Genomic DNA, 21315 nt, shown 5'->3' on the forward strand with positions numbered 1-21315 from the left:
GCGTCTCGAAAAACAGTCGAGGTAAGGGTTATAACTTTAGTTGATAATTTAAAGGCTACATGGGTCATTTGTGGAACAAAAGCCAATCAGCACTAAAACAAACACACTAAAATCAGAAAAAATATTTAATTGCCTGGTTACGCTTCGTAATCCAAAGGGTCGGTTTTGCCTTGCTCGGCAAACGCTTCTAAACGCTCACAGCAAGCGCCACACTTGCCACATGATCTTTCGCGGCCATTGTAACAAGTCCATGTATTGGCGTAGTTAAGATTCATCTCTAATCCGGCTTTTAAAATCTCACCTTTTGAAACATGTAAAAATGGTGTGACAATTTCAACCGATTGATAGTTGGCAATTTTGGACACGGCGTTCATTGCTTCAACAAATTCTGGACGGCAATCGGGATAAATATGATGGTCACCTGAATGAGCACCGTAGTAAACCTTGCCAGCTTCTAGGGAAACGGCATAAGCAATCGCCATCGAAAGCAAAACCATGTTGCGATTTGGCACCACGGTAGACTTCATGTTGTCGTCTTCGTAGTGTCCTTCAGGAATCTCGGCATCGCCTGTAAGCGACGAGTTAGCCATTAGGCTATTGATCGCGGTAATGTCTACAACTTTATGGGAAATGCCTAATTCACGACATACCTGTGCAGCGACTTCTAATTCTTTGCTGTGTTTTTGTCCATAGTTAAAGGACAAGGCGAACACTTCAAGACCATTTTGGATAGCGGTATTCAAGACGGTAAATGAATCCATCCCACCGGAATACACAACAACGGCTTTTTCAGACATCTATTTTGTTCCTCACAATTAACCCTGTAAACCGTTATTTGAGCGGTAAGCATAGGGCGAGAGTTGGTGAATTGCGGAGTATACCAGACAGCCAATCATTCAAACTATCTAATCCTTGGTGGCATCAGGTTTTTGTTTTTAATTGTGGGCAAATTTTTGGTCAAAAAGCACAAAAAGGTCGAAAAGATTTTTTGCTCAATATCCCATGCAATCCGAAATACTATATACTTGTCGGTCAAAGTAACAATATTGTTAGATCAACACTTATCGGGACTTACATCAAACATGTCAGAAACGTCTAAACCAGGTAATTTTATTACCCAAATCATTGATAAAGATAACGAATCAGGCAAGCACGGCGGTAAGGTTCTTACTCGCTTCCCACCTGAACCAAATGGCTATTTACACATCGGTCATGCTAAATCCATCTGCCTTAATTTTGGCTTAGCACAACGTTACAACGGTCAATGTAATCTACGTTTCGATGACACTAACCCAGAGAAGGAAAGTGTTGAATACATTGAATCCATCAAGCGTGATGTCGAGTGGTTGGGCTTTGAATGGAAAGATGAGCCAAAGTTTGCTTCAGATTATTTTGATCAGCTGTTTGATTTTGCGGTGCAGCTTATCCAAGCTGGCAAAGCGTATGCGTGTGAGCTGAATGCTGAGCAAATGCGTGAATACCGTGGCACATTAAAAGAACCTGGTAAGAACAGCCCATTCCGTGATCGTACCGTTGAAGAAAATATGGCCATTTTCATGGACATGAAAAACGGTAAGTACAAAGACGGTGAAGTGGTTTTGCGTGCCAAAATTGATATGGCCAGCCCAAATATCAACATGCGTGATCCAATTATTTACCGTGTTCGCCATGTGCATCATCATCAAACAGGCGATAAATGGTGTGTATATCCAATGTATGACTTCACTCATTGTTTGTCTGATGCATTGGAAAACATTACTCATTCTGTATGTACATTGGAATTCCAAGACCATCGTCCTTTGTATGATTGGGTATTGGAAACGTTAAAAACAGCTCATCCACAGCAAATTGAATTTGCTCGTTTGAACTTAAACTACACAGTGACAAGTAAACGTAAATTGAAGCAGTTAGTGGATGAAAAACATGTCCATGGTTGGGATGACCCGCGGATGCCTACGATTTCTGGTTTGCGTCGTCGTGGTTATACATCTTTGTCCATCCGTAACTTCTGTGAACGTATTGGTGTGACCAAGTCTGACAGTGTAGTGGATGTTGGTATGCTAGAACATGCTATTCGTGAAGATTTGGATGCGAGCGCAAATCGCGTCATGGTTGTGCTAAATCCTATTAAGGTGACCTTGACCAACTACCCAGCAGACAAAGAAGAAATCTTCACTGTTAGCAATCATCCGAAAAACGAAGAAGCGGGCACTCGTGAAGTGCCGTTTAGCAAAGAGTTATACATAGATGCTGCGGATTTTGCCGAAGTGCCACCGCGTAAATGGAAGCGTTTGACACTTAATGGTGCGGTTCGTCTTCGTGGCGGTTACGTCATTACTTGTGATGAAGCGATCAAAAACGAAGCGGGCGAAGTAGTCGAATTACTTTGTCGCTATGATGAAAACACGCTTGGTGTGAATCCAGAAGATTACAAACCAAAAGGCGTTATCCATTGGGTGAGTGCGAAACACGCGGTAGATGCGACAGTGAATCTTTATGATCGTTTGTTCGTCAATGAAGCGCCAGACGCTAACTATGAAGACAAAACGTTCTTGGATTTTATCAATCCAGAGTCTTTGACGGTATTAACTAACGCCAAAGTTGAGCCTTCTTTGGTAAATTCTGATAAAGGTCAAGGGTTCCAGTTTGAGCGTGAAGGCTACTTCTGTCGCGATTTAAAAGAAGACGGTATGGTATTTAACCGTACTGTGACGTTACGTGATTCTTGGGCGAAAATCGAAGCGAAAGGAAATTAAGCGCATGTTGAAGGTTTACAACACCCTTAGTGGGAAGAAAGAAATTTTCAAGCCAATCGAAGAAGGCAAAGTAGGCATGTATGTCTGTGGTAACACGGTATACGACTTTTGCCACATTGGTCATGCACGCGCGATGATTTCCTTTGATATTATTTCGCGTTTTATTCGTCACCTAGGTTACGAACTTAATTACGTTCGTAACATTACCGACGTTGATGACAAGATTATCAAGCGAGCAGAAGAAAATAATGAATCAACTCAGTCTTTGACTGAGCGCATGATCGCAGCGCAGCGCGAAGATGAGTTGCGCCTCGGCAACAAAATGCCAGACCGTGAGCCAAAAGCCACAGAATTTATGCAAGAAATAATCGATATGGTGCAAATCCTTATCGATAAAGAGTTTGCTTATCAGGGTACGTCTGGCGACGTGTATTACCGTGCAACTAAATTTAAAGATTATGGCAAGCTAAATAATCGTAAACTTGAAGATATGTTGGCCGGTGCGCGTATTGATGTTGAGGTGGCAAAAGAGCACCCAGCGGACTTTGTTTTGTGGAAGCAGGCAAAAGCGGGTGAGGTTTCTTGGGCTTCTCCGTGGGGTGATGGTCGACCTGGTTGGCACATTGAGTGTTCTGCTATGTCAACAAACTGCCTTGGTAGTCATTTTGATATTCATGGCGGTGGACCTGATCTTAAGTTCCCGCATCATGAAAACGAAATCGCTCAATCAGAAGCGGCGACCGGAAAAGACTATGTGAATTATTGGATGCACTGTGGCGCGGTTCGTGTGAATAACGAAAAGATGTCCAAGTCTTTGGGTAACTTTTTTACGGTGCGTGATGTGTTGGCTAAGTTTAATCCGGAAGTGGTTCGCTATCTGATGGTTTCCAGTCAATATCGCAGTGCGATAGATTATTCAGATCAAAGTTTGCTGGAAGCGAAAGTAGCCCTTGACCGCCTGTATACAGCATTACGAGATCAAGATGTAGCTGAGACCTTTGAGCCGTCGGTATTTACTGAACGCTTCGAAGATGCGATGAAAGATGATTTCAATACGGCTGTTGCGGTTTCTGTGTTGTTTGAACTCGTTCGTGAGCTGAATAAAGCCAAAGCGGAAGATGCTAAGAAGGCGGCATCGTTGGCTGCAGAGCTGCGCTCTTTGGCTGAGCTGCTTGGCTTGCTTTATCAAGATCCTGCGTATTTCTTGCAAAACAGTACGGTGTCTGAAGGGTTGGATGAGGCGGCAATACAAGCTTTGATCGATGAAAGAACGCAAGCGCGTAAAGACAAAAACTTTGCTCGTAGTGATGAAATTCGTGATGAGTTGGCTGGCCAGGGTATAGAGCTTCTTGATAGTCGAGAAGGGACAACTTGGACCAGAAGCTAGTTTAGGATGTGAGTAAAAAGGCGATGTGTTCCATCGCCTTTTTTATTGCTTATTGAAGTGGCGTTAGTCTTTTATCACCTTAACGGCCAGTACGTCGCATGGTGCGCCATGAAGAACGCCATTTGCTGTTGAACCTAAAAGTAGTGCTAAACCGTGTCGGCCATGACTGCCAACAACGATCAGATCTACTTTTTTCTCTTCGGCAATGCGGTGGATTTCGCTTTCGATGCCGCCTTGAGAAATGCAGCTTTCTTGTACAGGAACGTCCAGTTGTGCTTCCAGTATGGCAATCCGCTCTTTGGCCGTTTCTTGCAATTGGGCCTGAATGTCTGTGATATCGATCGGAACGTCACCGCCATAGGCGTAATTGAGTGATTCAATGACGTGAAGTATGGTAAGTTCTGCGCCTGTGGCTTTGCAGAGTGCAACGGCCTTGTTTGCTACCTTAATACTTTCATCTGTTAGGTCAACAGCGAGTAGAATTCTGCTATACATCATAGAACACCTCCAATATTAGCTCGATATACTTATTTTAGTTTAAAACCAGAGAGACATTAAAATTATGACTGCTCTTATTGTTATCTTTATTACACTTTCGTTAATGGGGTCGGCGTTGTGGATAGTGCCGCCTAAAAAAGAGCGTCAAAAAATGAGCTTGCGTATGCATGCTCGAAAGCTTGGTATTACGGTTCAGCTTACATCAATTGACCTTCCTGACAAGTGGGATAAATCAAAAAATCGGCAAAAAACAGTCGCTTATTCCTATTACCGTCCCAAACAGTTGATCACATTGCCTGATTGTATTTGGATTTTGCCTTACGAAGTGTGGAAATATCAGAGTATTTCAAAGGGCTGGTGGTGCAGTGAGCCTATTTTGATAGAAGAACGGATGGGGCACATTTTGTCTAAGCATGGCTCGTTATTGACTGGGATAAAAATCGCACCAGAAAGCGTTTCATTGTATTGGAATGAGGCGGGGGATGAGTCTACTTTAAATGAATTGTCTGAATTGATTTACGCGCTGGAAAAGGTAAATAGCAGCTTGAATTGAGTGTATTGCTATTTACCTAGCGTGATGTCGGTTAGTGTCCTTTTGGAACTTCTAGATCATGCATGAGTTCGGTTAAGGCTTCTTCCGGGTTATCGCTGTCTTTCATTGCTTCAATTTGAGGGGAAAGGATTTCTTTCATGCGTTCTGTAATGAAGTTCTTAAGTGTGTTTTTTTCAGGTCTCTCGGTTGCATCTGATTTAATGTGAGACAAAATGACACCGTATAGAGTCTGGGCAACACGCATATCACCACCGGCAAAGTTTTTATTGGCTTGTACCATTTGGCGATTGAGTTGAATCCACAAATTCAGCCAGCGTAAATATTCATAGCAGGCTTGGTAGTGCGTATTACTGATGCGTCCTTTTCGGCGTAAATACAGCAGCATTTTTGCCAGTTTGGTTAATCTTTCTTTATAGTTGGTTTTTTCTTGGAAGCTAAAAAGATCGGGCTCAGGGTTGAAAATAAGAGCTTCGGTATCTCTGCCTTCTTCGGCTGTGGCTATACGGATTTCAATTTTTTCAGGGTCATCGGTGTATTGCAGAAGTTCGCGAAGTGTGTCTAGATAGAAATCATACAGGACATCTGTGGCAATTGTGTCAGTATTAATATCTTTCAAACCGCGAATATGTTGTTCAACGCGGTCTGCTCTGTTTGATAGTTGAAGTTGCTTAACGCGTCGTTCTGTTATCTCTTTTTCTTTTTGGTGTGCGCGTGATCCAATGACCACTGACAAAAGTACAATGATGATCAAAAATGCAATAGTTAAAATTTGAAGGGTAGCCATGATTGTCCTTAAGCAATGAATTCAGTATGTTAAATAAGAAATACTAAGTTCAGCAAGATTTAATGTGTGAAACAATACAGGGATCGCTTGTCATATAAAAGGTGTTTGCTTAATATCAGCGCCCCTAGAGATTAAACTTCGTGCAACGTGGATTTGCAGACCTACTTTATTAAAAGGCTTACACAGTTCAATGGGAAAATCACTGGTTATCGTGGAATCGCCGGCTAAGGCGAAAACCATCAATAAATACTTAGGTAATGACTTTGTTGTCAAATCGAGTGTCGGACACATTCGAGATTTACCTACAGGTACAACAGCAACCTCTACACCTCAAGAGCGTGCGAAGCAGGCTGCTTTGACGCGAAAAATGAGCCCAGAAGAAAAGCTTGAATACAAAAGTGCCAAATCACGTAAGCAGTTGATTTCCAGAATGGGCGTTGACCCTGAGAAAGACTGGGCGGCTCATTATGAAATATTGCCTGGCAAAGAAAAAGTAGTTGATGAATTAAAACGATTGGCTAAAAACGCTGACACCATCTATCTCGCAACCGATTTGGATAGAGAGGGTGAGGCGATTGCTTGGCATCTACGTGAAGCCATTGGTGGCGATGATAGCCGTTATAAGCGTGTGGTGTTTAACGAGATTACTAAAAAAGCCATTAAAGCGGCTTTTGAAACGCCTTCCGAGTTGGATATGAACCGTGTGAATGCTCAGCAGGCTCGACGGTTTTTAGATCGTGTCGTAGGGTTCATGGTATCGCCTTTACTTTGGGCGAAAGTAGCTCGTGGATTGTCTGCTGGTCGTGTTCAGTCGGTTGCTGTGCGATTAATAGTCGAAAGAGAAAAAGAAATTCGCGCGTTTGTTCCTGATGAATTTTGGGAGTTGGATGCGATGCTGGCAACGCCAGCGAAAGACGTCATAAAATTTGAAGCGGCAAAATATCAAAACAAAGAATATCACCCTGTTAACAAGGCGCAATCGGATGAGCATGTTGCTCGTTTGAATGATGCGAAGTACCTTGTTAGTAGTCGCGAAGATAAACCAACCAGCAGCAAGCCGTCTGCGCCGTTTATTACATCGACACTTCAACAGGCTGCCAGCACGCGTCTAGGATATGGCGTTAAAAAGACCATGATGCTGGCTCAGCGCTTGTATGAAGGTGGTTATATCACTTACATGCGTACCGACTCGACGAATTTGAGTGCGGAAGCGGTAGAGACGTTGCGTGGCTATATTGCTTCTAATTTTGGTGATGCGTATTTGCCTGCAGAACCAATCCGTTATAGCAGTAAAGAGGGTGCTCAAGAAGCTCACGAAGCCATTCGCCCTTCTGATGTTACTGTTCGAGTGGATGACCTGCTCGGTATGGAAAAAGACGCACATCGTTTGTACGACTTGATTCGTAGTCAATTTATGGCGTGTCAAATGACACCGGCAGAATACACTTCTACGACTATTACTGTTACCAGTGGCGAGTATGAGTTTAAAGCCAAAGGAAGAATTCTGCGTTTCGATGGTTACACTCGTGCAATGCAAACGGTTGCTAAAAAAGGCGAAGATAATATCCTGCCAGATGTTGAACAGGGAGAGTTCTTGTCGTTGCAAGCACTTTTGCCTGAGCAGCATTTTACTAAACCTGTCGCGCGTTTTAGCGAAGCAAGTTTGGTTAAAGAGCTTGAAAAACGTGGCATTGGTCGCCCTTCAACCTACGCATCAATTATTTCTACGATCCAGGATCGGGGTTATGTACGCGTAGAGAATCGACGTTTTTATGCTGAAAAAATGGGTGATATCGTTACTGAACGTTTGGTAGATAGTTTTAACTCTTTGATGAATTTCAGCTTTACTGCTCAGATGGAAGAGCAGTTGGATGACATTGCTGAAGGACATAAAGACTGGATCAAAACGCTTAATGCATTTTATAAGGACTTCAGTTCTGTACTGGCCAAAGCAGAATCGCCAGAAGGTGGCATGATGCTGAATGAGCCTACTCCGACTGACATTGAATGTCCGACCTGTTCGCGACCTATGCAGATTCGTACGGCTAGTACGGGTGTGTTTATGTCTTGTTCTGGTTATGCCTTGCCACCAAAAGAACGCTGTAAGGCAACCATTAATTTAACGCGTGGTGACGAAGCCGTTGCGGTGGACGATGAAGAGGGCGAATCAAAAGCGCTTATTAACAAGCATCGTTGTCAAATTTGTGGTTCTGCAATGGACAGTTATTTAATGGATGAACACCGCAAACTGCACGTATGCGGTAATAACCCCGCTTGCTCTGGCTATGAAGTCGAAACGGGTGTGTTCAAAATTAAAGGTTATGATGGTCCTACGCTTGAATGCGATAAATGTGAATCTGAGATGCAGCTAAAAACTGGCCGATTTGGTAAGTACTTTGGTTGCACGAATGACGAATGTAAAAACACGCGTAAATTGCTAAAGAGCGGTGAAGCCGCGCCTCCTAAAATGGACCCTGTTCCCATGCCCGATTTGGCTTGCCAAAAGGTAGAGGATCATTATGTTCTTCGTGACGGTGCGACGGGGTTATTTTTGGCGGCAAGCCAATTTCCACGTAAGCGAGAAACCCGCGCTCCGTTAGTTGAAGAGTTGCTGCCTTATATGGATCAAATTGACCCGAAATATCATTTTTTCGCCAGTGCGCCTAAAAAAGATTCGGAAGGTCGACCTACTATTATCCGATATAGTCGTAAGACAAAAGAGCAATATGTCATGACGGAAGAAGAGGGTAAGCCGACGGGCTGGAAGGCCTTCTATGTTGGCACTAAGTGGGTTATTGAAGAAGGTAAGAAGAAATGAGTAGCGCGAGTTTGGCCAGCTTAACTAATCAAAAGCTGGACACTGCGCGGCGCTTCATCAAGCAAAGTCAAGACAGTGACGAGGCGTGGCTAAAAGTAGGTTTAGAGAGCTCTGCGCTTTTTCAGCTAAGAAGCGCGTTAAATGGTCTTCTTAAAGAGGTATCGTTGACCTATTCGCTGTCTGGATCGCTGGATGTTGATGTTTTGTTTGCTGAAACCGAGAAAAAACAGATCATCGTTCCTGTGCTTGCGGAATTGGCTGAGCTTTTTTCTCGCAAGGACTCTTGGTGTTTTCAGCTGCAACAAGCTTATTTGGCGCAGTTTGAATGTAAAATCGCAGCGTCGTCTGTGGTTCAGAGTGATAACCTGATCGGTCGAGGAAGTGACGCGGGCGCATCCGTTAGTTTTTACTTGGCCAAATTGGTAGAATTGGTGTTACGTTTTAGAGAAGAGTCATCAGAGTATTGAATATGAAAGAATCCTACCTAGAGATTGTTGAGCTGGATAACGGCGATATTGTGCTGCGTCCGGCCAGTGAAGATGGTGAGGAAACCGTTCCCCTGGCAACATTGAAAATTTCGGACGACACTCGATCCTACCTAAAAGACAGGTATTTTGAGTTGGCGAAGCACATGTTTCATGCGGGGATAGATTTTGTGTATTCAGACGATTCTGTCTTTGATGATGAATCGGATTATCTTGATGATGAAGAGTTTCGCCCTAAAATTTTGCATTAAGCCTATGGGCTGCGTCCAAAATGTAAGGTGTGTTCACAAATAAAAAGCGAAGCATGAGCTTCGCTTTTTATTTGTTGATGCGGCGAGAGTGCTGAGCGTTTTGCTCAAAGCCCTTGTCGAATGACACCGACGGACAATCCTTCAATGGCAAACTCTTCACTTTCTAGGTCAACAATAATGTCACTGAATTCCTCGTTTTCTGGAATCAGTCTTACGATTTGACCTTTTTGTTCAAATCGTTTTACGGTGACTTCGTCACCGATACGGGCAACGACAATTTGGCCATTACGAACAGTGGTGGTTTTGTGTACGGCTAACAAATCGCCTTCCATAATGCCAATGTCTTTCATGCTTGTGCCAGAAACAGATAAGAAATAATCTGCCTGTGGCGAAAACATGGTCGCAGGTATGTTGACATGAGAAGCAATATTTTCCTGAGCCAAAATGGGATAACCTGCTGCGACCTTGCCAATAACGGGTAGGCCAAGATCGTCAGAGGTATCATTGATGGGCTCATTGTCGATTAAGCGGATGCCGCGTGAGGCGCCAGATAGCATTTCAATAGCGCCTTTTTTGCTGAGGGCTTTTAGGTGCTCTTCTGCGGCGTTAGGGGACTTAAACCCAAGTCGACGCGCAATTTCTGCTCTTGTAGGTGGAAACCCCGTTTCATTAATAAATTCGCGAATGGTTTCTAGTACGTCAGATTGTCTTTTGGTTAATTTAATCATAGGTTATCTGGTTGTTTATACAGTTACTGTTATTATATACAGCATTCCTAACTATACTCAATGATATAAATGCTTTCAGACGAACTAAAAAATCAAATTCAACTTGCATACCGAGCGTCGTTAGATGCGAAGTCCCATAAACCAAGGTCTGGCCAGCGCCAAATGATTGGCGCAATAGCGCGTACTTTGGGTAACATAAAACAAGGCTCAGAAGGTGAAAGGCTTGATGAAAAACACGTTGCGGTAATTGAGGCAGGTACAGGGACAGGTAAAACCTTGTCTTATTGTCTTGCGGCTATTCCCATTGCGAAAGCCCGTGGCCTTAAATTAATAATCTCAACCGCGACAGTGGCGTTGCAAGAGCAAATTCTTCACAAGGAACTGCCAAACCTGCTTGAGCACACGGAGCTTAGTTTTAAATATACGCTCGCCAAGGGGCGTGGGCGTTATTTGTGCTTAAATAATCTTGAAGGTTTTTTAAGCGCTGAAGAACAAGCAATGGACGACATGTTTGCTGGTCTTTTTGAGCAACATCTTCATTCTGATGATGTGAATACAGTGCTGTATCAAGAAATGGATGCTGCCCTGCAAAAAGGTGACTGGGATGGCGATAAAGACAATTGGACCGGCATTGTGCGTGATCAGGATTGGCGTCGTTTAACAACCGATCATCAACAATGCACCAACCGAAATTGCGCAAATTATTCAGCGTGCCCATTTTTTAAAGCGCGCGCTGAAATTGAAGTGGCTGATGTGATTGTGGCAAACCACGATTTGGTTCTGGCGGATTTGTCATTAGGGGGAGGGGCTATTCTCACTCCACCTAAAGAGACCATTTATGTTTTTGATGAAGGGCATCACCTTCCTGATAAGGCGATAGGTCATTTTCGTCATGAGGTGAGGTTGCAGCAAAGCGTTACCTGGTTGCGCCAACTCGAAAAAAATCTTGTCAATTTGAAACAAGAGCTAACAGATGATGTGAGCTTGACGGGCCAATTATTATTAAAAATACCTCAGCAGATACAGAGTATTGTTAACTTCATACAATATGCTCAGCAAGGCTTAGCTCCTTATATTCAAGGTTTGGGCTTGGATCAAGAAAATAACCAGCACCGCTTTGAATTTGGTCAAATTCCAGATGAATTACGTCAATTGGCGTACAGTTTACAAACCTCTTATCAGAAGCTGTTTAATAATATTGAAAGTATTCAAGATGAATGCAAAAAAACCAAACAAAACGAAGGTATGGGCGTTACCCCTGAAACGGCAGAGACTTGGCAGCCGATTTTAGGGGTTGTGCTTGGACGATTAGAGCAGTGTGTTGGTTTGTGGCGCCTTTATTCTACAGTAGACGATGAAAATTTCCCGCCTAATGCTCGTTGGTTGGTGCTTTCTGGGCAAGGCATGGAGCAGGATGTTGAACTTGGTGCTTCGCCTATTTTGGCGGCCAACACATTGAGGCAGCAGCTTTGGGATAAATGTTTCGGGGCGGTCGTAACCTCGGCAACCTTAACGGCGCTTAATCAGTTTCATCGTTTTAATATGCGTTCTGGCGTTCCTAGAGAAAGTGAATATTTGCGTGTGCTTAGCCCATTTGATTTTAAAGAAAATGGAGTGTTGGTTGTGCCAAATATGGAACACGAGCCTAACCGTGTTGAGCAGCATACCGCTGAAATTGTTGCTTACTTGAATACCCATGTGGATGTTGATAAGGCCAGTCTGGTGTTGTTTTCATCGCGTAGGCAAATGGAGGACGTTGCGCAATCCGTTTCGCCTTCTTTGCAGGAAATATTGTTAATGCAAGGTGAGCAGTCTAAGCGGGTTATTTTAGACTCTCATAAGTCGCGTATTGATGATGGAAAAGGAAGTTTGTTATTAGGGCTTGCCAGTTTTGCAGAAGGGGTTGACCTGCCTGGTGATTATTTGACGTGTGTTTATATCGCGAAAATCCCCTTTGCTGTGCCTGATGACCCGGTAGAGGCGACCTTGGCTGAATGGATTGAGAAACGTGGCGGCAACCCTTTTATGGAGATTACCATCCCAGATGCTTCTTTGCGTTTGGTCCAGGCGACCGGCCGATTGTTGAGGAGCGAGAGTGATAAAGGCGAAATACACATTCTCGACAAAAGATTGCGTACAAAACGATACGGTTCGCAACTGATTAACAGTTTGCCACCCTATCGATATCAATAAGAGTGATTTAACAAACCGTAAGCAAAGGGTGATAAAACCGTATCATTTAGGTACACTCCATGCACAAATAATTAACCTCAAAACACAATAGAAGCGTATAGATTCCAATATGGAAAACCAAAACCAAGAAGTGCCATCAGAAACCTCAACAAAACCTAAGCGTACTCGTCGCCCTAACAAACGCCCAAAAAGCAATGGCGATGAATCTAGCAGCACCAAACAAACCGCCACAAATTCAAGTGACGCAAAAGTGTCTGCAAGCAATGCAAAAGGTCATATTTGGTCCATAGAAGATTTTCCGGTTGCAGAAGTGGAAGGAAAGCTTCGTTTTCATGATTTAAACCTTCCGGATCGTGTTATTAAGTCCATTGCTGAAATGGGCTTTGAGTACTGCAGCGAAATACAAGCGGAAACGCTACCAATGACTTTGTTGGGTTATGACATTATTGGTCAGGCGCAAACGGGGACGGGTAAAACGGCGGCATTTTTAATCGCCATGATTAGTGACTTTCTTGATTATCCGCTGGAAGAAAAGCGACCAAACAATTTCGCGCGTGGTTTAATTATTGCGCCGACACGAGAATTGGCCATTCAGATTGCGGATGAAGCGATCAAGTTAACCACTAACTGTCACTTGAATGTGGTGACTTTGGTTGGTGGGTTGAGTTACGAGAAGCAAAAAATTGCTTTGGAAACCGAAAACGTCGATATTTTGGTAGCCACACCGGGGCGTTTGTTGGATTTTGCTCGCAGCCGTAAAGTGCAGTTGGGTAAAGTTGAGTGTTTGGTGTTGGACGAAGCGGATCGTATGCTATCGATGGGCTTTATTCCGGATGTGAAAAGCATTATTCGTATGACGCCTCATAAAGAGACTCGTCAAACTATGTTGTTTAGTGCAACCTTCCCGAAAGATATTCAGGCGTTGGCGCAACAGTGGACGTACTTCCCTAAGGAAGTGTCGGTGGTCCCAAAAGAAGCGACCAACCAAAATATTGATCAGGTGATTTATACCGTTGAAGCGGATCAAAAATGGCCAGTCTTAAAACAATTGATTGAGGAAAATGGCGGACAACGCACCATTATTTTTGCAAACCGTCGTGATGAAACGCGTGATTTGTATGAACGGTTGCGTAAAGCGAATATAAACTGCGCAATTCTGTCGGGCGAAGTGGCGCAGGATAAACGCGTCAAGACGCTGAAAAATTTCAAAGATGGTGTGATTCAAGTCTTGGTTGCAACGGATGTGGCTGGCCGTGGTATTCACGTAGACAATGTGGAGTTGGTAGTGAACTATTCTTTGCCTGAAGACCCTGAAGATTACGTACACCGCATTGGTCGTACAGGGCGTGGTGGAGAAACAGGTAAATCAGTCAGCTTTGCCAGCGAAGACGATGCGTTTATGATTCCTGAAATTGAGAAAGTTGTCGGCGAGAGTATTCGTTGTGAATACATGGTTGATACGTCTCAATAAACATCACTTACTTTTAAGTGAGATAAAATGAAGTTAGAACACCACTTTGCAAGCTTGGGTGAGGCGTTTTCTTCGGAAACCCTTATCCAGCCACTTCTTGAGCAGCGATTGGTTGAATTTAATCAACCGCTTGCTGCTTTTTTGTCAGTCGATATTAAATCCCCTGAAACCAAACGCATTTTGAGTGGAGAGTTGCCGCAAAAATCGAGCTTGAGTATGGTTTACGCTGGGCATCAATTCGGAGGCTTCTCGCCGCAACTTGGTGATGGTCGAGGCGTTTTGCTGGGTGAGGTGTACGGTCAAGATGGCCTTTTATATGATTTACATATGAAAGGGGCTGGGCCCACGCCTTTTTCTCGTCGCGGTGATGGGCGCGCTGTGTTGCGATCTTGTATGCGTGAATATTTGGCCAGTGAGGCGATGACTGCACTCGCGGTGCCTTCTTCACGTGCTTTGGCGCTCTATGATAGCCGTGAAGCGGTTTATCGAGAAACCCCAGAAGCAGGGGCAATGTTACTACGAACCGCCCATGGGCACATTCGCTTCGGTCATTTCGAATATTTCTTCTATCAAGGTAAGCATGCAGAGCTGGATCAGCTTATCGATTACTGTTTAACGCATTATTATCCTGACTGTTTGGCAGCCGAATTGCCCTTGGTAAGTATGTTGACGGAAGTTGTCAAGCTTACTGCTAGATTGATCGCTAAGTGGCAAGCTGTTGGGTTTCAGCACGGTGTGATGAACACAGACAATTTCTCATTCACGGGTGAGACGATTGATTATGGGCCATATGGCTTTATGGAAGACTACGAGCCTAATTGGGTGTGCAATCACTCTGACCACGAAGGGCGCTATGCTTTTTCGCGTCAACCTGGCGTTGGGCTTTGGAATCTTAATTGTCTAATGCGATGCTTTTCTAAGTACCTTGAGCGTGACCAACTGATAGCTATCTTGCAATGCTATGAGCCTGAGCTTCAATCCCATTACGACACTTTAATGATGCAAAAAATGGGCTTGGATTCTGTAGAGGTTATGCAGGATTTAGTGCCTGATTTGTTGACCATTTTGGCCGCAGAAAAGCTGGACTATACTGTATTCTTTCGATTGTTGAGTCATTTAGAGGCAAATGACTGTGAACCATTGCTGGATGAAGTGGTGGATAGAGAGCGATTGCGAACATGGGTAGAGCGTTATCAAGCGGCGAGGCTAGCAATGGTTGATGTGGACTGGTCGCAAACCAGTTTTGATATGCTGAAAGTTAACCCTAAGTTTACACTGCGAAACTATTTGGCTCATGAGGCTATCTTAGCTGCCGAGCGTGGTGATTATCTCCCTTTTCGTAGGCTATTGAACGTGCTCAATTCGCCATTCGAGGAGCACCCTGAGTCCAATGTTTTGGCCCAGCGAGCACCTGAATGGGGTAAGTCTTTAGAAGTTAGTTGTTCGTCGTAGTTTAGTTGACGATTTTTTACAAAGAGAAATGATATGAAGCATTCGGTGTGTGTATTAGGTGGTGGAAGTTTTGGCACTGCATTGGCAAATATAATGGCGAAAAATGGCCATCAGGTGAGTCAGTGGATGCGCAATGAAGAACAAGTAGAAGAAATTAATTTAACCGGCCTAAATAGCCGTTATTTACCGAATGCGCCATTGCATAGAGAGTTGTTAGCAACCAGTAATCTTGAGCAGGCAATTCGTGATAGCGATACCGTCTTTGTTTCGATTCCATCCAAGTCGTTTGAGCAAGTCGTTAAGCGCATTGAGCCATTATTAACGGCAGATAAAATATTAATCAGTACCACAAAAGGATTTAATCCAAATCGTTTTGAACTTATGAGTGATGTTTTGCGTCGAAATCCTGTTACGCAAAAAATAGGTGTCTTGAGCGGCCCTAATTTGGCGAAAGAAATTGCGGCAGGCCAAATGACCGGGTCGGTGATTGCCAGTTCTGATGATTTGGTTCGTCAGCGCGTTATCGAATTATTGAAGTCTCCTTCCTTTCGAGTGTATGAAAATAGAGACAGCAAAGGTGTTGAGTTGGCAGGGGCTCTAAAGAATATTTATGCCATTGTATGTGGTTTGGCCAAAGCACTGAATGTTGGTGAGAACACCATGTCGATGATTATGACGCGTAGTTTGGCGGAAATGAGCCGTTTTGCTGTGCATTTCGGCGCCAATCCTATGACGTTTTTAGGTTTGGCTGGTATGGGGGATTTGATTGCCACGTGTACTTCCCCGCTAAGCCGTAACTATCGTGTTGGGTTTGCTATTGGTTCAGGTGAAAATTTAGAAGAGGCTGTCGGTGGTATTGGCGAGGTGGCCGAAGGGGTGAATACGTTAAAAATGGTGGTGGATGAAGCTCATAAACATGGCCTTTATATGCCGCTAGCTGAAGGTTTATCTAAACTGCTGTTTGAGAATGCTAAACTGGAATCGTTGATTGGTTCGATGATGACAGGTGAACAAAAATGGGATGTCGAATTCGCGACAAATGAGGAGAATGACAATGTCTAAGCCTGGGTATGCTGATCAAGGTTTTTGGTTTCGTGTAATTTTTATGTTGTTGTATTGGGTGGTGTTGAATATCTCCGTGACCATTTTTGGTGTGCTGCTTGTTTTGGTTAGCCTTATCAAGCTGGGTTCAAAGCATGAGCCAAAAACGTTGTCGTCGTGGTTGAAGCAAATGGCTTCTTTTATCCAACAAATTTTCTGGTTCATGTCTTATAAAACAGAAGAAAAGCCTTATCCGTTTCAACCTTGGCCGCAGGTGACGTTGGATGACGAAGCGTAAGCGCCTTTTTATTTTGCGTCACGGTAATGCGCAGCCTTACGGTTATGATCGTGATGAGATGAGGGAATTGACTGAGTTGGGTGTGGCAGAGGTTAAAATGGCTGCTCGCACATTAAAGGCTAAGTCAGAGGTGTTTGATGTCGTGTACGTCAGTCCTTATGTGCGCGCTCAACAAACGGCGAAAATATTGTTAGCAGACCTTGATGTGTCTGCTGAAGTGATCACCTGTCCATTCATAACACCAAATGGAAAATACATGGACGTTGCGCTGTGGTTGAATGAGCAACCTTACGACTCTATTTTGTTGGTTACTCATCAGCCATTTGCTCATCAGTTTGTGGACTTTTTGGTCGATGAGCCTCTTCCAGTAAGTTTTGCTATGACCACGGCCACATTAGCCGCTGTTGAAGGTGAGCTTTTTGCGGCTGCCTGTTGCCAGTTTCGATGGAGTGAATCTCCTTCGTAGTCTATTTAGTTAAAATTTTGATGTTGGTGAAGATTTAAAGCTATGGAAAATGAAATTGTGTATAAGCTTGCGCATACCGAATTGTCTGGTTTGCAGTGGTTACCAAAGAAAGCCTCTGATCTAAAAGTGTTGTCGTTGCACGGTTGGTTGGATAATGCGGCCAGTTTTTCTAGCTTGTCTCCTCATTTGTCTGATTTTTCTCATGTTGCTTTAGATTTTGCTGGGCATGGCTTGTCTATGCATCGTCCTGCGGGCAGTTTTTATCATTTATGGGACTATGTCTTGGACGTTGTGTCTATTTTGAATCAATCTAAACAGAGTGTTTGGTTGGTGGGGCACAGTATGGGTGGGGCCGTCGCCATGTTGGTTGCCGCTGTCGTTCCTGACAAAATCCGTGGTTTGATTGTTCTTGATAACATGGGTCCACTAAGCGGTACTCCTTCGACCCGAGTGGCTACTTTGCAACGAGCCGTTAATAAAATGGCGAAGTATCGGCTAGGTAGGGAAACGTGTTATTCAAGTAAGCACGCTATGATTAAGGCTCGTATGGAAGGTTTTACCTCATTGTCGCATGATGCCTCTAAAATGCTGGTGGAGCGTGGTGCGAAGCAAAATGCGCAAGATGATTGGGTGTGGCGTCATGATGGCAAATTAACTTTCCCGTCGCCATTTCGTATGGATGAGGAAAGCGTAGAGGCTTTTATAAAAGAGATTAAGTGCCCAACGCTGGCTTTGGTCGCAAAAGGCGGTATTTATCAAAATGATCATCCGTTGGTGGAAAAGCGTGCCGCTCAATTTCCATGGATTAAATTGAAATGGTTGGAAGGAAATCACCATTTTCACCTGGAGCCAGACACTTGTCTTTCTGTGGCGACTGAAATTCAACGCTTTATTGATCAAAATTAGAGTGTTAATCCATCTTGAATGGGATGAGAGGAAGGTTTTATGAACACGTTTCGTGCGATGTTTTGTGTGTTTTTGTTTTGCAGTAATGCGTCTTTTGCTGGCTTTATTGGATTAGAGCCTTATCGTGAAGCTCAGCTCGTAAAAAGCAGTACTAAGTCCGATCAGGAAGTGGAAATACCTCTGAGTAAAATTCGCCGAGCTGGCAGCGGATGGGAGCCGGAATCTGTTATTCGTTTGCAAGGTGATTACTTTTCCTCTCTTTATAAGGTTAACAGAAATGCTCTGCTGCCTGATGTTTACGCGCATTATCGTGCTCAAATGCTATCAGGTGGTCGTGATGTGTTGTTTGAATGCGAAAGCCGTGGCTGTGGTAGCAGTAATGCATGGGCGAACAATTTTTTTGGTGATTATCTGCTTTACGGTGCCGATCAAAGTCAATATTTGCTGGTGGTGCAAAATAATCAGGGTATTTACCAGATTTTGTATCTTAATCGTCGCGGCGCAGGTGATGTGATGGTGCGTTTAGATGAAGTGAAGTCGGCTGATGCCAAAGACACTGAGTTTGAAATTGTGGCGCAAATGGATGCTAAGGACATTCCACGTATTCGACGATTTATCGAAGGTTTGCCAGCGGGTCAAAATGTTGTGGCTTTTGTCACAAGTCAAAACTCTGGCGTGCTGAGCGCTATACAGTCTGGAGATAAGTTGATAGCGGATGCGAGTGCTGGCATTGGTGAGCGGTTACAAGGGCGGGTCCGCTTTATTAATTTGGCAGACCTTGGGCGTGAGTCTCTTGGTGTCAATCGAATTTCATTTGTGTATGTTCGGCCTTAGGTGAGAGTTGTGGGAACTAAGAAAACAGTAGCGTTGGTATTAGGGAGTGGTGCTGCACGTGGTCATGCGCACATTGGTGTTATTCAGGCACTTGAAGAGCGAGGTTACGACATTGTCAGTATTTCCGGTTGTTCCATTGGCGCGATCGTAGGCGGTGTTTATGCCGCTGGAAAACTAGCAGAATATCGTGAGTGGGCTGAGTCGCTTGACCGCATGAAGGTGATTCGCTTATTGGATATGTCAATACTAAAGGGCGGTTACATAAAAGGGGACCGTTTTTTTGAGAAAATTGAAGAGATGATCGGCGAAACAGACATTGCTTCGTTGCCGATTTCTTATACTTCTGTCGCGGTTGATTTGTTAAATCAGAAAGAATTCTGGTTTCAGCGTGGCGATCTTATTAGTGCAATGAGAGCTTCTTCTGCAATACCGTCTCTAGTCTCACCTGTGGCTTTTAATGGTCGAATGTACGTAGATGGGGGTGTTTTAAATCCTTTGCCAATCATTCCATGTGTGCCTGCTGGTGCGGACTATATTGTTGCGGTTGATCTTAATGGTCCGGCAGAAGGGGATTATGAAGAGGTACAAGAGAGTGATTCTGAAGAACCTGCTTGGTGGTCAAACACAAAAGACTTTTTTAGCAAAAACAAAGAGGCGGATAAGCCAGAGTACACGCCTGAAAACTGGGGACGATTACAAACAATTAATATGATGTTTGAAACCATGCAAGAGTCCTTGACCCAGTACAAGCTTGCCGGTTATCCGCCAGACTTACTGATTTCCATTCCAAAAGATATTTCTGGTTTTTATGAATTTTGGCGAGCCAATGAGTTGATCGAATTTGGCTATGATGTTGCTTTGAAGGCAATTGATGCCCTTGAGTCTCCAGCTTCAAGTTATCACTCATTTCCTAAAGGCTATTAGTTGATCGATCGATTGGGTTTACCCCTGCGTTTCTTAAGAAACTTGACAGTAATATTAGGGGTAAGCCGATTAGGCTATTAGGGTCGTTGCCTTCCATTCGTTCAAACAGACATACGCCCAAACCTTCGCATTTGAAGCTGCCAGCGCAATCAAGCGGTTGTTCTATCGCAATGTACTGAGTAATTTCATCTTGGCTTAAAGCGCGAAAATACACGTGATATTCACTGAGCTCGTATTGGTGAGACTGGCTTTTTTCATCAAACAGGCAAAGCCCAGTTAAAAAACTGACTTTCTTGCCGCTGAATTGCGTCAGCTGTTTTATAGCGTTTTCCGTTGAATGTGGCTTTCCTAGTATGTGTGATTCTAGGGTTGCGACTTGGTCAGAAGTGATGATTAGTGCAGGGTCTGAACGACCGCGGGCTTTGCGTTCGACGTGGACGGCTTGTGCTTTTTCTATGGTAAGGCGTTTTACCAAATCTTGAGCAGATTCATTTTGTAAAGGGCTTTCATCAATGTTCGGTGAATGGCATTCAAATGCTAGGTTTAAGCGCTCCAGTAGAGTTTTTCGGTAAGTTGATGATGAGCCTAAAATTATTTTTTTTTGCATGGTTGATTCGCCAATTTGTTTCGGTAACAGGCTATTTTACTTTTTTTTGTCAGGAAAGGCGTAAAAATCTAAAAAAAGGCACTTTAAGGGCACATAGACTTTGACAAAAAGCCCCCTTGGCAATATTATTCCCCGCCATGTTGAATGACTCATTACCTAAATATTTTGACCCTCGAAAGTACGCTCATAATGAGATGTCATTCGAAGGGTACGTGCCTCTCAATCAGTTTGAGGAGCTTTGTGCTATATTAGCCTCTGATGAGGGTAATGTATTTATTCATCTAGACTTTAGAGTTGATGAGGATAGGCGCTATATTGCTACCGGATCATTAGCGGCTCAAGTACACGTTGTTTGTCAGCGTTGTATGGGGGCTGTTGCTCATGATTTGGCGTTGGATTTGTCTCTTGGCTTTGTTTATGACGAAGACCATGCGAAAAATCTGCCGAATAGTTACGATCCTGTTGTCATGACCGATGGTGAAGTAATTTTAGCCGATATGGTAGAGCAAGAAATTATACTTGCCTTACCAATTGTCGCTTATCACGAAGAAAGTGGTTGCAACCCAACAGCTGTAAAGTATGCCTCGTCTACCGATGACGCACCGGATGACGAAAAACCGAATCCATTTAGTATATTGGCCCAATTAAAGGCCAAGTAAAGTTAGGAGCTCCAAAAAATGGCAGTACAAAAAAGTAAAGTTACTCGTTCACGTCGCGGCCAGCGTCGTTCACACGATGCTTTGACTGGTCCAACTCTTTCTGTAGAAAAGACAACTGGTGAACTTCACCGTCGTCACCACATTTCTGCAGATGGTTTCTACCGTGGTCGTCAAGTTATCACCCCTAAAGGTGAGTAACTAAGA

Annotated in this window: 22 protein-coding genes; 17 read left to right on the plus strand and 5 right to left on the minus strand. The window is 43.8% G+C overall.

From position 1 onward, the window contains the following. Positions 1–137 precede the first annotated feature (137 nt). Complete coding sequence (gene queC, locus AABA11_RS07405; RefSeq protein ID WP_265727779.1) at positions 138–797, minus strand: 7-cyano-7-deazaguanine synthase QueC; 660 nt, start codon at positions 795–797, stop codon at positions 138–140. Between the two features lie 285 nt (positions 798–1082). Between queC and AABA11_RS07410 the strand changes: the two genes are divergently transcribed. Together AABA11_RS07410 and cysS are read left to right on the plus strand one after the other, a co-directional pair. Beyond that, positions 1083–2756 carry a glutamine--tRNA ligase/YqeY domain fusion protein gene (locus tag AABA11_RS07410; RefSeq protein WP_338266677.1) on the plus strand — a complete coding sequence of 558 codons (1674 nt, stop codon included), beginning with the start codon at positions 1083–1085 and terminating at the stop codon, positions 2754–2756. A gap of 4 nt (positions 2757–2760) precedes the next feature. After that, positions 2761–4143, plus strand: a complete 1383-nt coding sequence (cysS, locus tag AABA11_RS07415; RefSeq protein WP_265727781.1) for a cysteine--tRNA ligase — start codon at positions 2761–2763, stop codon at positions 4141–4143. A 63-nt stretch (positions 4144–4206) separates the two neighbouring features. On the opposite strand, the gene AABA11_RS07420 is transcribed toward cysS, so the two are convergent. Continuing rightward, on the minus strand, positions 4207–4641 hold the full coding sequence (locus tag AABA11_RS07420) for a universal stress protein (protein ID WP_265727782.1): 435 nt from the start codon (positions 4639–4641) through the stop codon (positions 4207–4209). Positions 4642–4705: 64 nt separating this feature from the next. On the opposite strand from AABA11_RS07420, the gene AABA11_RS07425 reads away from it, so the two are divergent. After that, on the plus strand, positions 4706–5194 hold the full coding sequence (locus AABA11_RS07425; RefSeq protein ID WP_265727783.1) for a hypothetical protein: 489 nt from the start codon (positions 4706–4708) through the stop codon (positions 5192–5194). Positions 5195–5225: 31 nt separating this feature from the next. On the opposite strand, the gene AABA11_RS07430 is transcribed toward AABA11_RS07425, so the two are convergent. Continuing rightward, positions 5226–5978: a DNA topoisomerase I gene (locus AABA11_RS07430; protein ID WP_265727784.1), complete on the minus strand. Its 753-nt coding sequence runs from the start codon at positions 5976–5978 to the stop codon at positions 5226–5228. Positions 5979–6168: 190 nt separating this feature from the next. Between AABA11_RS07430 and topA the strand changes: the two genes are divergently transcribed. The 3 genes from topA to AABA11_RS07445 are packed head-to-tail and all read left to right on the plus strand — an operon-like array spanning position 6169 to position 9532. Further along, positions 6169–8796 (plus strand): type I DNA topoisomerase, encoded by a 2628-nt coding sequence (topA, locus tag AABA11_RS07435; RefSeq protein ID WP_338266685.1) that lies wholly within the window; start codon positions 6169–6171, stop codon positions 8794–8796. After that, positions 8793–9263, plus strand: a complete 471-nt coding sequence (locus AABA11_RS07440; RefSeq protein WP_265727786.1) for a DUF6586 family protein — start codon at positions 8793–8795, stop codon at positions 9261–9263. The genes topA and AABA11_RS07440 overlap by 4 nt, the downstream gene beginning before the upstream one ends. Positions 9264–9265: 2 nt before the next feature. Then, a complete protein-coding gene (locus tag AABA11_RS07445) occupies positions 9266–9532 on the plus strand; it encodes a hypothetical protein (protein ID WP_265727787.1) in 267 nt (88 codons plus the stop codon). A gap of 104 nt (positions 9533–9636) precedes the next feature. Here the strand turns inward: AABA11_RS07445 and lexA are convergent, their stop codons facing one another. Further along, positions 9637–10260, minus strand: a complete 624-nt coding sequence (lexA, locus tag AABA11_RS07450; RefSeq protein ID WP_338266689.1) for a transcriptional repressor LexA — start codon at positions 10258–10260, stop codon at positions 9637–9639. Positions 10261–10329: 69 nt separating this feature from the next. Between lexA and dinG the strand changes: the two genes are divergently transcribed. From dinG to AABA11_RS07495, 9 genes are all read left to right on the plus strand, one after another. Further along, a complete protein-coding gene (dinG, locus tag AABA11_RS07455; RefSeq protein WP_265727789.1) occupies positions 10330–12453 on the plus strand; it encodes an ATP-dependent DNA helicase DinG in 2124 nt (707 codons plus the stop codon). 109 nt (positions 12454–12562) lie between these two features. After that, positions 12563–13924 carry a DEAD/DEAH box helicase gene (locus tag AABA11_RS07460; protein WP_265727790.1) on the plus strand — a complete coding sequence of 454 codons (1362 nt, stop codon included), beginning with the start codon at positions 12563–12565 and terminating at the stop codon, positions 13922–13924. Between the two features lie 27 nt (positions 13925–13951). Further along, positions 13952–15376, plus strand: coding sequence for a protein adenylyltransferase SelO (locus tag AABA11_RS07465; protein ID WP_338266694.1), 1425 nt, complete (start codon positions 13952–13954; stop codon positions 15374–15376). A gap of 33 nt (positions 15377–15409) precedes the next feature. Further along, complete coding sequence (locus tag AABA11_RS07470; RefSeq protein WP_265727792.1) at positions 15410–16438, plus strand: NAD(P)H-dependent glycerol-3-phosphate dehydrogenase; 1029 nt, start codon at positions 15410–15412, stop codon at positions 16436–16438. Further along, complete coding sequence (locus tag AABA11_RS07475; protein WP_265727793.1) at positions 16431–16715, plus strand: DUF4389 domain-containing protein; 285 nt, start codon at positions 16431–16433, stop codon at positions 16713–16715. Before AABA11_RS07470 ends, AABA11_RS07475 begins: the two co-directional genes overlap by 8 nt. Next, the gene (gene sixA, locus AABA11_RS07480; protein WP_265727794.1) at positions 16702–17181 is read left to right on the plus strand and encodes a phosphohistidine phosphatase SixA; all 480 of its coding nucleotides are present in this window, start codon (positions 16702–16704) and stop codon (positions 17179–17181) included. Before AABA11_RS07475 ends, sixA begins: the two co-directional genes overlap by 14 nt. 42 nt (positions 17182–17223) lie before the next feature. Beyond that, on the plus strand, positions 17224–18087 hold the full coding sequence (locus AABA11_RS07485; RefSeq protein ID WP_265727795.1) for an alpha/beta fold hydrolase: 864 nt from the start codon (positions 17224–17226) through the stop codon (positions 18085–18087). Positions 18088–18126: 39 nt separating this feature from the next. After that, the gene (locus AABA11_RS07490; RefSeq protein WP_265727796.1) at positions 18127–18921 is read left to right on the plus strand and encodes a DUF4892 domain-containing protein; all 795 of its coding nucleotides are present in this window, start codon (positions 18127–18129) and stop codon (positions 18919–18921) included. Between the two features lie 9 nt (positions 18922–18930). Beyond that, complete coding sequence (locus tag AABA11_RS07495) at positions 18931–19845, plus strand: patatin-like phospholipase family protein (RefSeq protein WP_265727797.1); 915 nt, start codon at positions 18931–18933, stop codon at positions 19843–19845. Here AABA11_RS07495 and AABA11_RS07500 read toward each other — a convergent pair. Then, entirely contained in the window at positions 19832–20452 is a 621-nt protein-coding gene (locus tag AABA11_RS07500; protein ID WP_338266699.1) for a Maf family protein, read from the minus strand. The genes AABA11_RS07495 and AABA11_RS07500 overlap by 14 nt on opposite strands. A 116-nt stretch (positions 20453–20568) precedes the next feature. Here AABA11_RS07500 and AABA11_RS07505 point away from each other — a divergent pair, with 116 nt between their 5' ends. Both AABA11_RS07505 and rpmF read left to right on the plus strand, forming a co-directional pair. Beyond that, positions 20569–21111, plus strand: coding sequence for a YceD family protein (locus AABA11_RS07505; RefSeq protein ID WP_265727798.1), 543 nt, complete (start codon positions 20569–20571; stop codon positions 21109–21111). A gap of 18 nt (positions 21112–21129) precedes the next feature. Then, positions 21130–21309, plus strand: a complete 180-nt coding sequence (rpmF, locus tag AABA11_RS07510; protein ID WP_072839128.1) for a 50S ribosomal protein L32 — start codon at positions 21130–21132, stop codon at positions 21307–21309. Positions 21310–21315 lie beyond the last annotated feature (6 nt).

Source organism: Marinomonas pontica (genome assembly GCF_036322735.1).
Taxonomy (GTDB): domain Bacteria; phylum Pseudomonadota; class Gammaproteobacteria; order Pseudomonadales; family Marinomonadaceae; genus Marinomonas; species Marinomonas pontica.

Excerpts from the sequence above, each read along its gene's own strand:
- queC (WP_265727779.1), bottom strand. The coding sequence starts at position 797 with ATGTCTGAAAAAGCCGTTGTTGTGTATTCCGGTGGGATGGATTCATTT.
- AABA11_RS07410 (WP_338266677.1), top strand. The coding sequence starts at position 1,083 with ATGTCAGAAACGTCTAAACCAGGTAATTTTATTACCCAAATCATTGAT.
- cysS (WP_265727781.1), top strand. The coding sequence starts at position 2,761 with ATGTTGAAGGTTTACAACACCCTTAGTGGGAAGAAAGAAATTTTCAAG.
- AABA11_RS07420 (WP_265727782.1), bottom strand. The coding sequence starts at position 4,641 with ATGATGTATAGCAGAATTCTACTCGCTGTTGACCTAACAGATGAAAGT.
- AABA11_RS07425 (WP_265727783.1), top strand. The coding sequence starts at position 4,706 with ATGACTGCTCTTATTGTTATCTTTATTACACTTTCGTTAATGGGGTCG.
- AABA11_RS07430 (WP_265727784.1), bottom strand. The coding sequence starts at position 5,978 with ATGGCTACCCTTCAAATTTTAACTATTGCATTTTTGATCATCATTGTA.
- topA (WP_338266685.1), top strand. The coding sequence starts at position 6,169 with ATGGGAAAATCACTGGTTATCGTGGAATCGCCGGCTAAGGCGAAAACC.
- AABA11_RS07440 (WP_265727786.1), top strand. The coding sequence starts at position 8,793 with ATGAGTAGCGCGAGTTTGGCCAGCTTAACTAATCAAAAGCTGGACACT.
- AABA11_RS07445 (WP_265727787.1), top strand. The coding sequence starts at position 9,266 with ATGAAAGAATCCTACCTAGAGATTGTTGAGCTGGATAACGGCGATATT.
- lexA (WP_338266689.1), bottom strand. The coding sequence starts at position 10,260 with ATGATTAAATTAACCAAAAGACAATCTGACGTACTAGAAACCATTCGC.
- dinG (WP_265727789.1), top strand. The coding sequence starts at position 10,330 with ATGCTTTCAGACGAACTAAAAAATCAAATTCAACTTGCATACCGAGCG.
- AABA11_RS07460 (WP_265727790.1), top strand. The coding sequence starts at position 12,563 with ATGGAAAACCAAAACCAAGAAGTGCCATCAGAAACCTCAACAAAACCT.
- AABA11_RS07465 (WP_338266694.1), top strand. The coding sequence starts at position 13,952 with ATGAAGTTAGAACACCACTTTGCAAGCTTGGGTGAGGCGTTTTCTTCG.
- AABA11_RS07470 (WP_265727792.1), top strand. The coding sequence starts at position 15,410 with ATGAAGCATTCGGTGTGTGTATTAGGTGGTGGAAGTTTTGGCACTGCA.
- AABA11_RS07475 (WP_265727793.1), top strand. The coding sequence starts at position 16,431 with ATGTCTAAGCCTGGGTATGCTGATCAAGGTTTTTGGTTTCGTGTAATT.
- sixA (WP_265727794.1), top strand. The coding sequence starts at position 16,702 with ATGACGAAGCGTAAGCGCCTTTTTATTTTGCGTCACGGTAATGCGCAG.
- AABA11_RS07485 (WP_265727795.1), top strand. The coding sequence starts at position 17,224 with ATGGAAAATGAAATTGTGTATAAGCTTGCGCATACCGAATTGTCTGGT.
- AABA11_RS07490 (WP_265727796.1), top strand. The coding sequence starts at position 18,127 with ATGAACACGTTTCGTGCGATGTTTTGTGTGTTTTTGTTTTGCAGTAAT.
- AABA11_RS07500 (WP_338266699.1), bottom strand. The coding sequence starts at position 20,452 with ATGCAAAAAAAAATAATTTTAGGCTCATCATCAACTTACCGAAAAACT.
- rpmF (WP_072839128.1), top strand. The coding sequence starts at position 21,130 with ATGGCAGTACAAAAAAGTAAAGTTACTCGTTCACGTCGCGGCCAGCGT.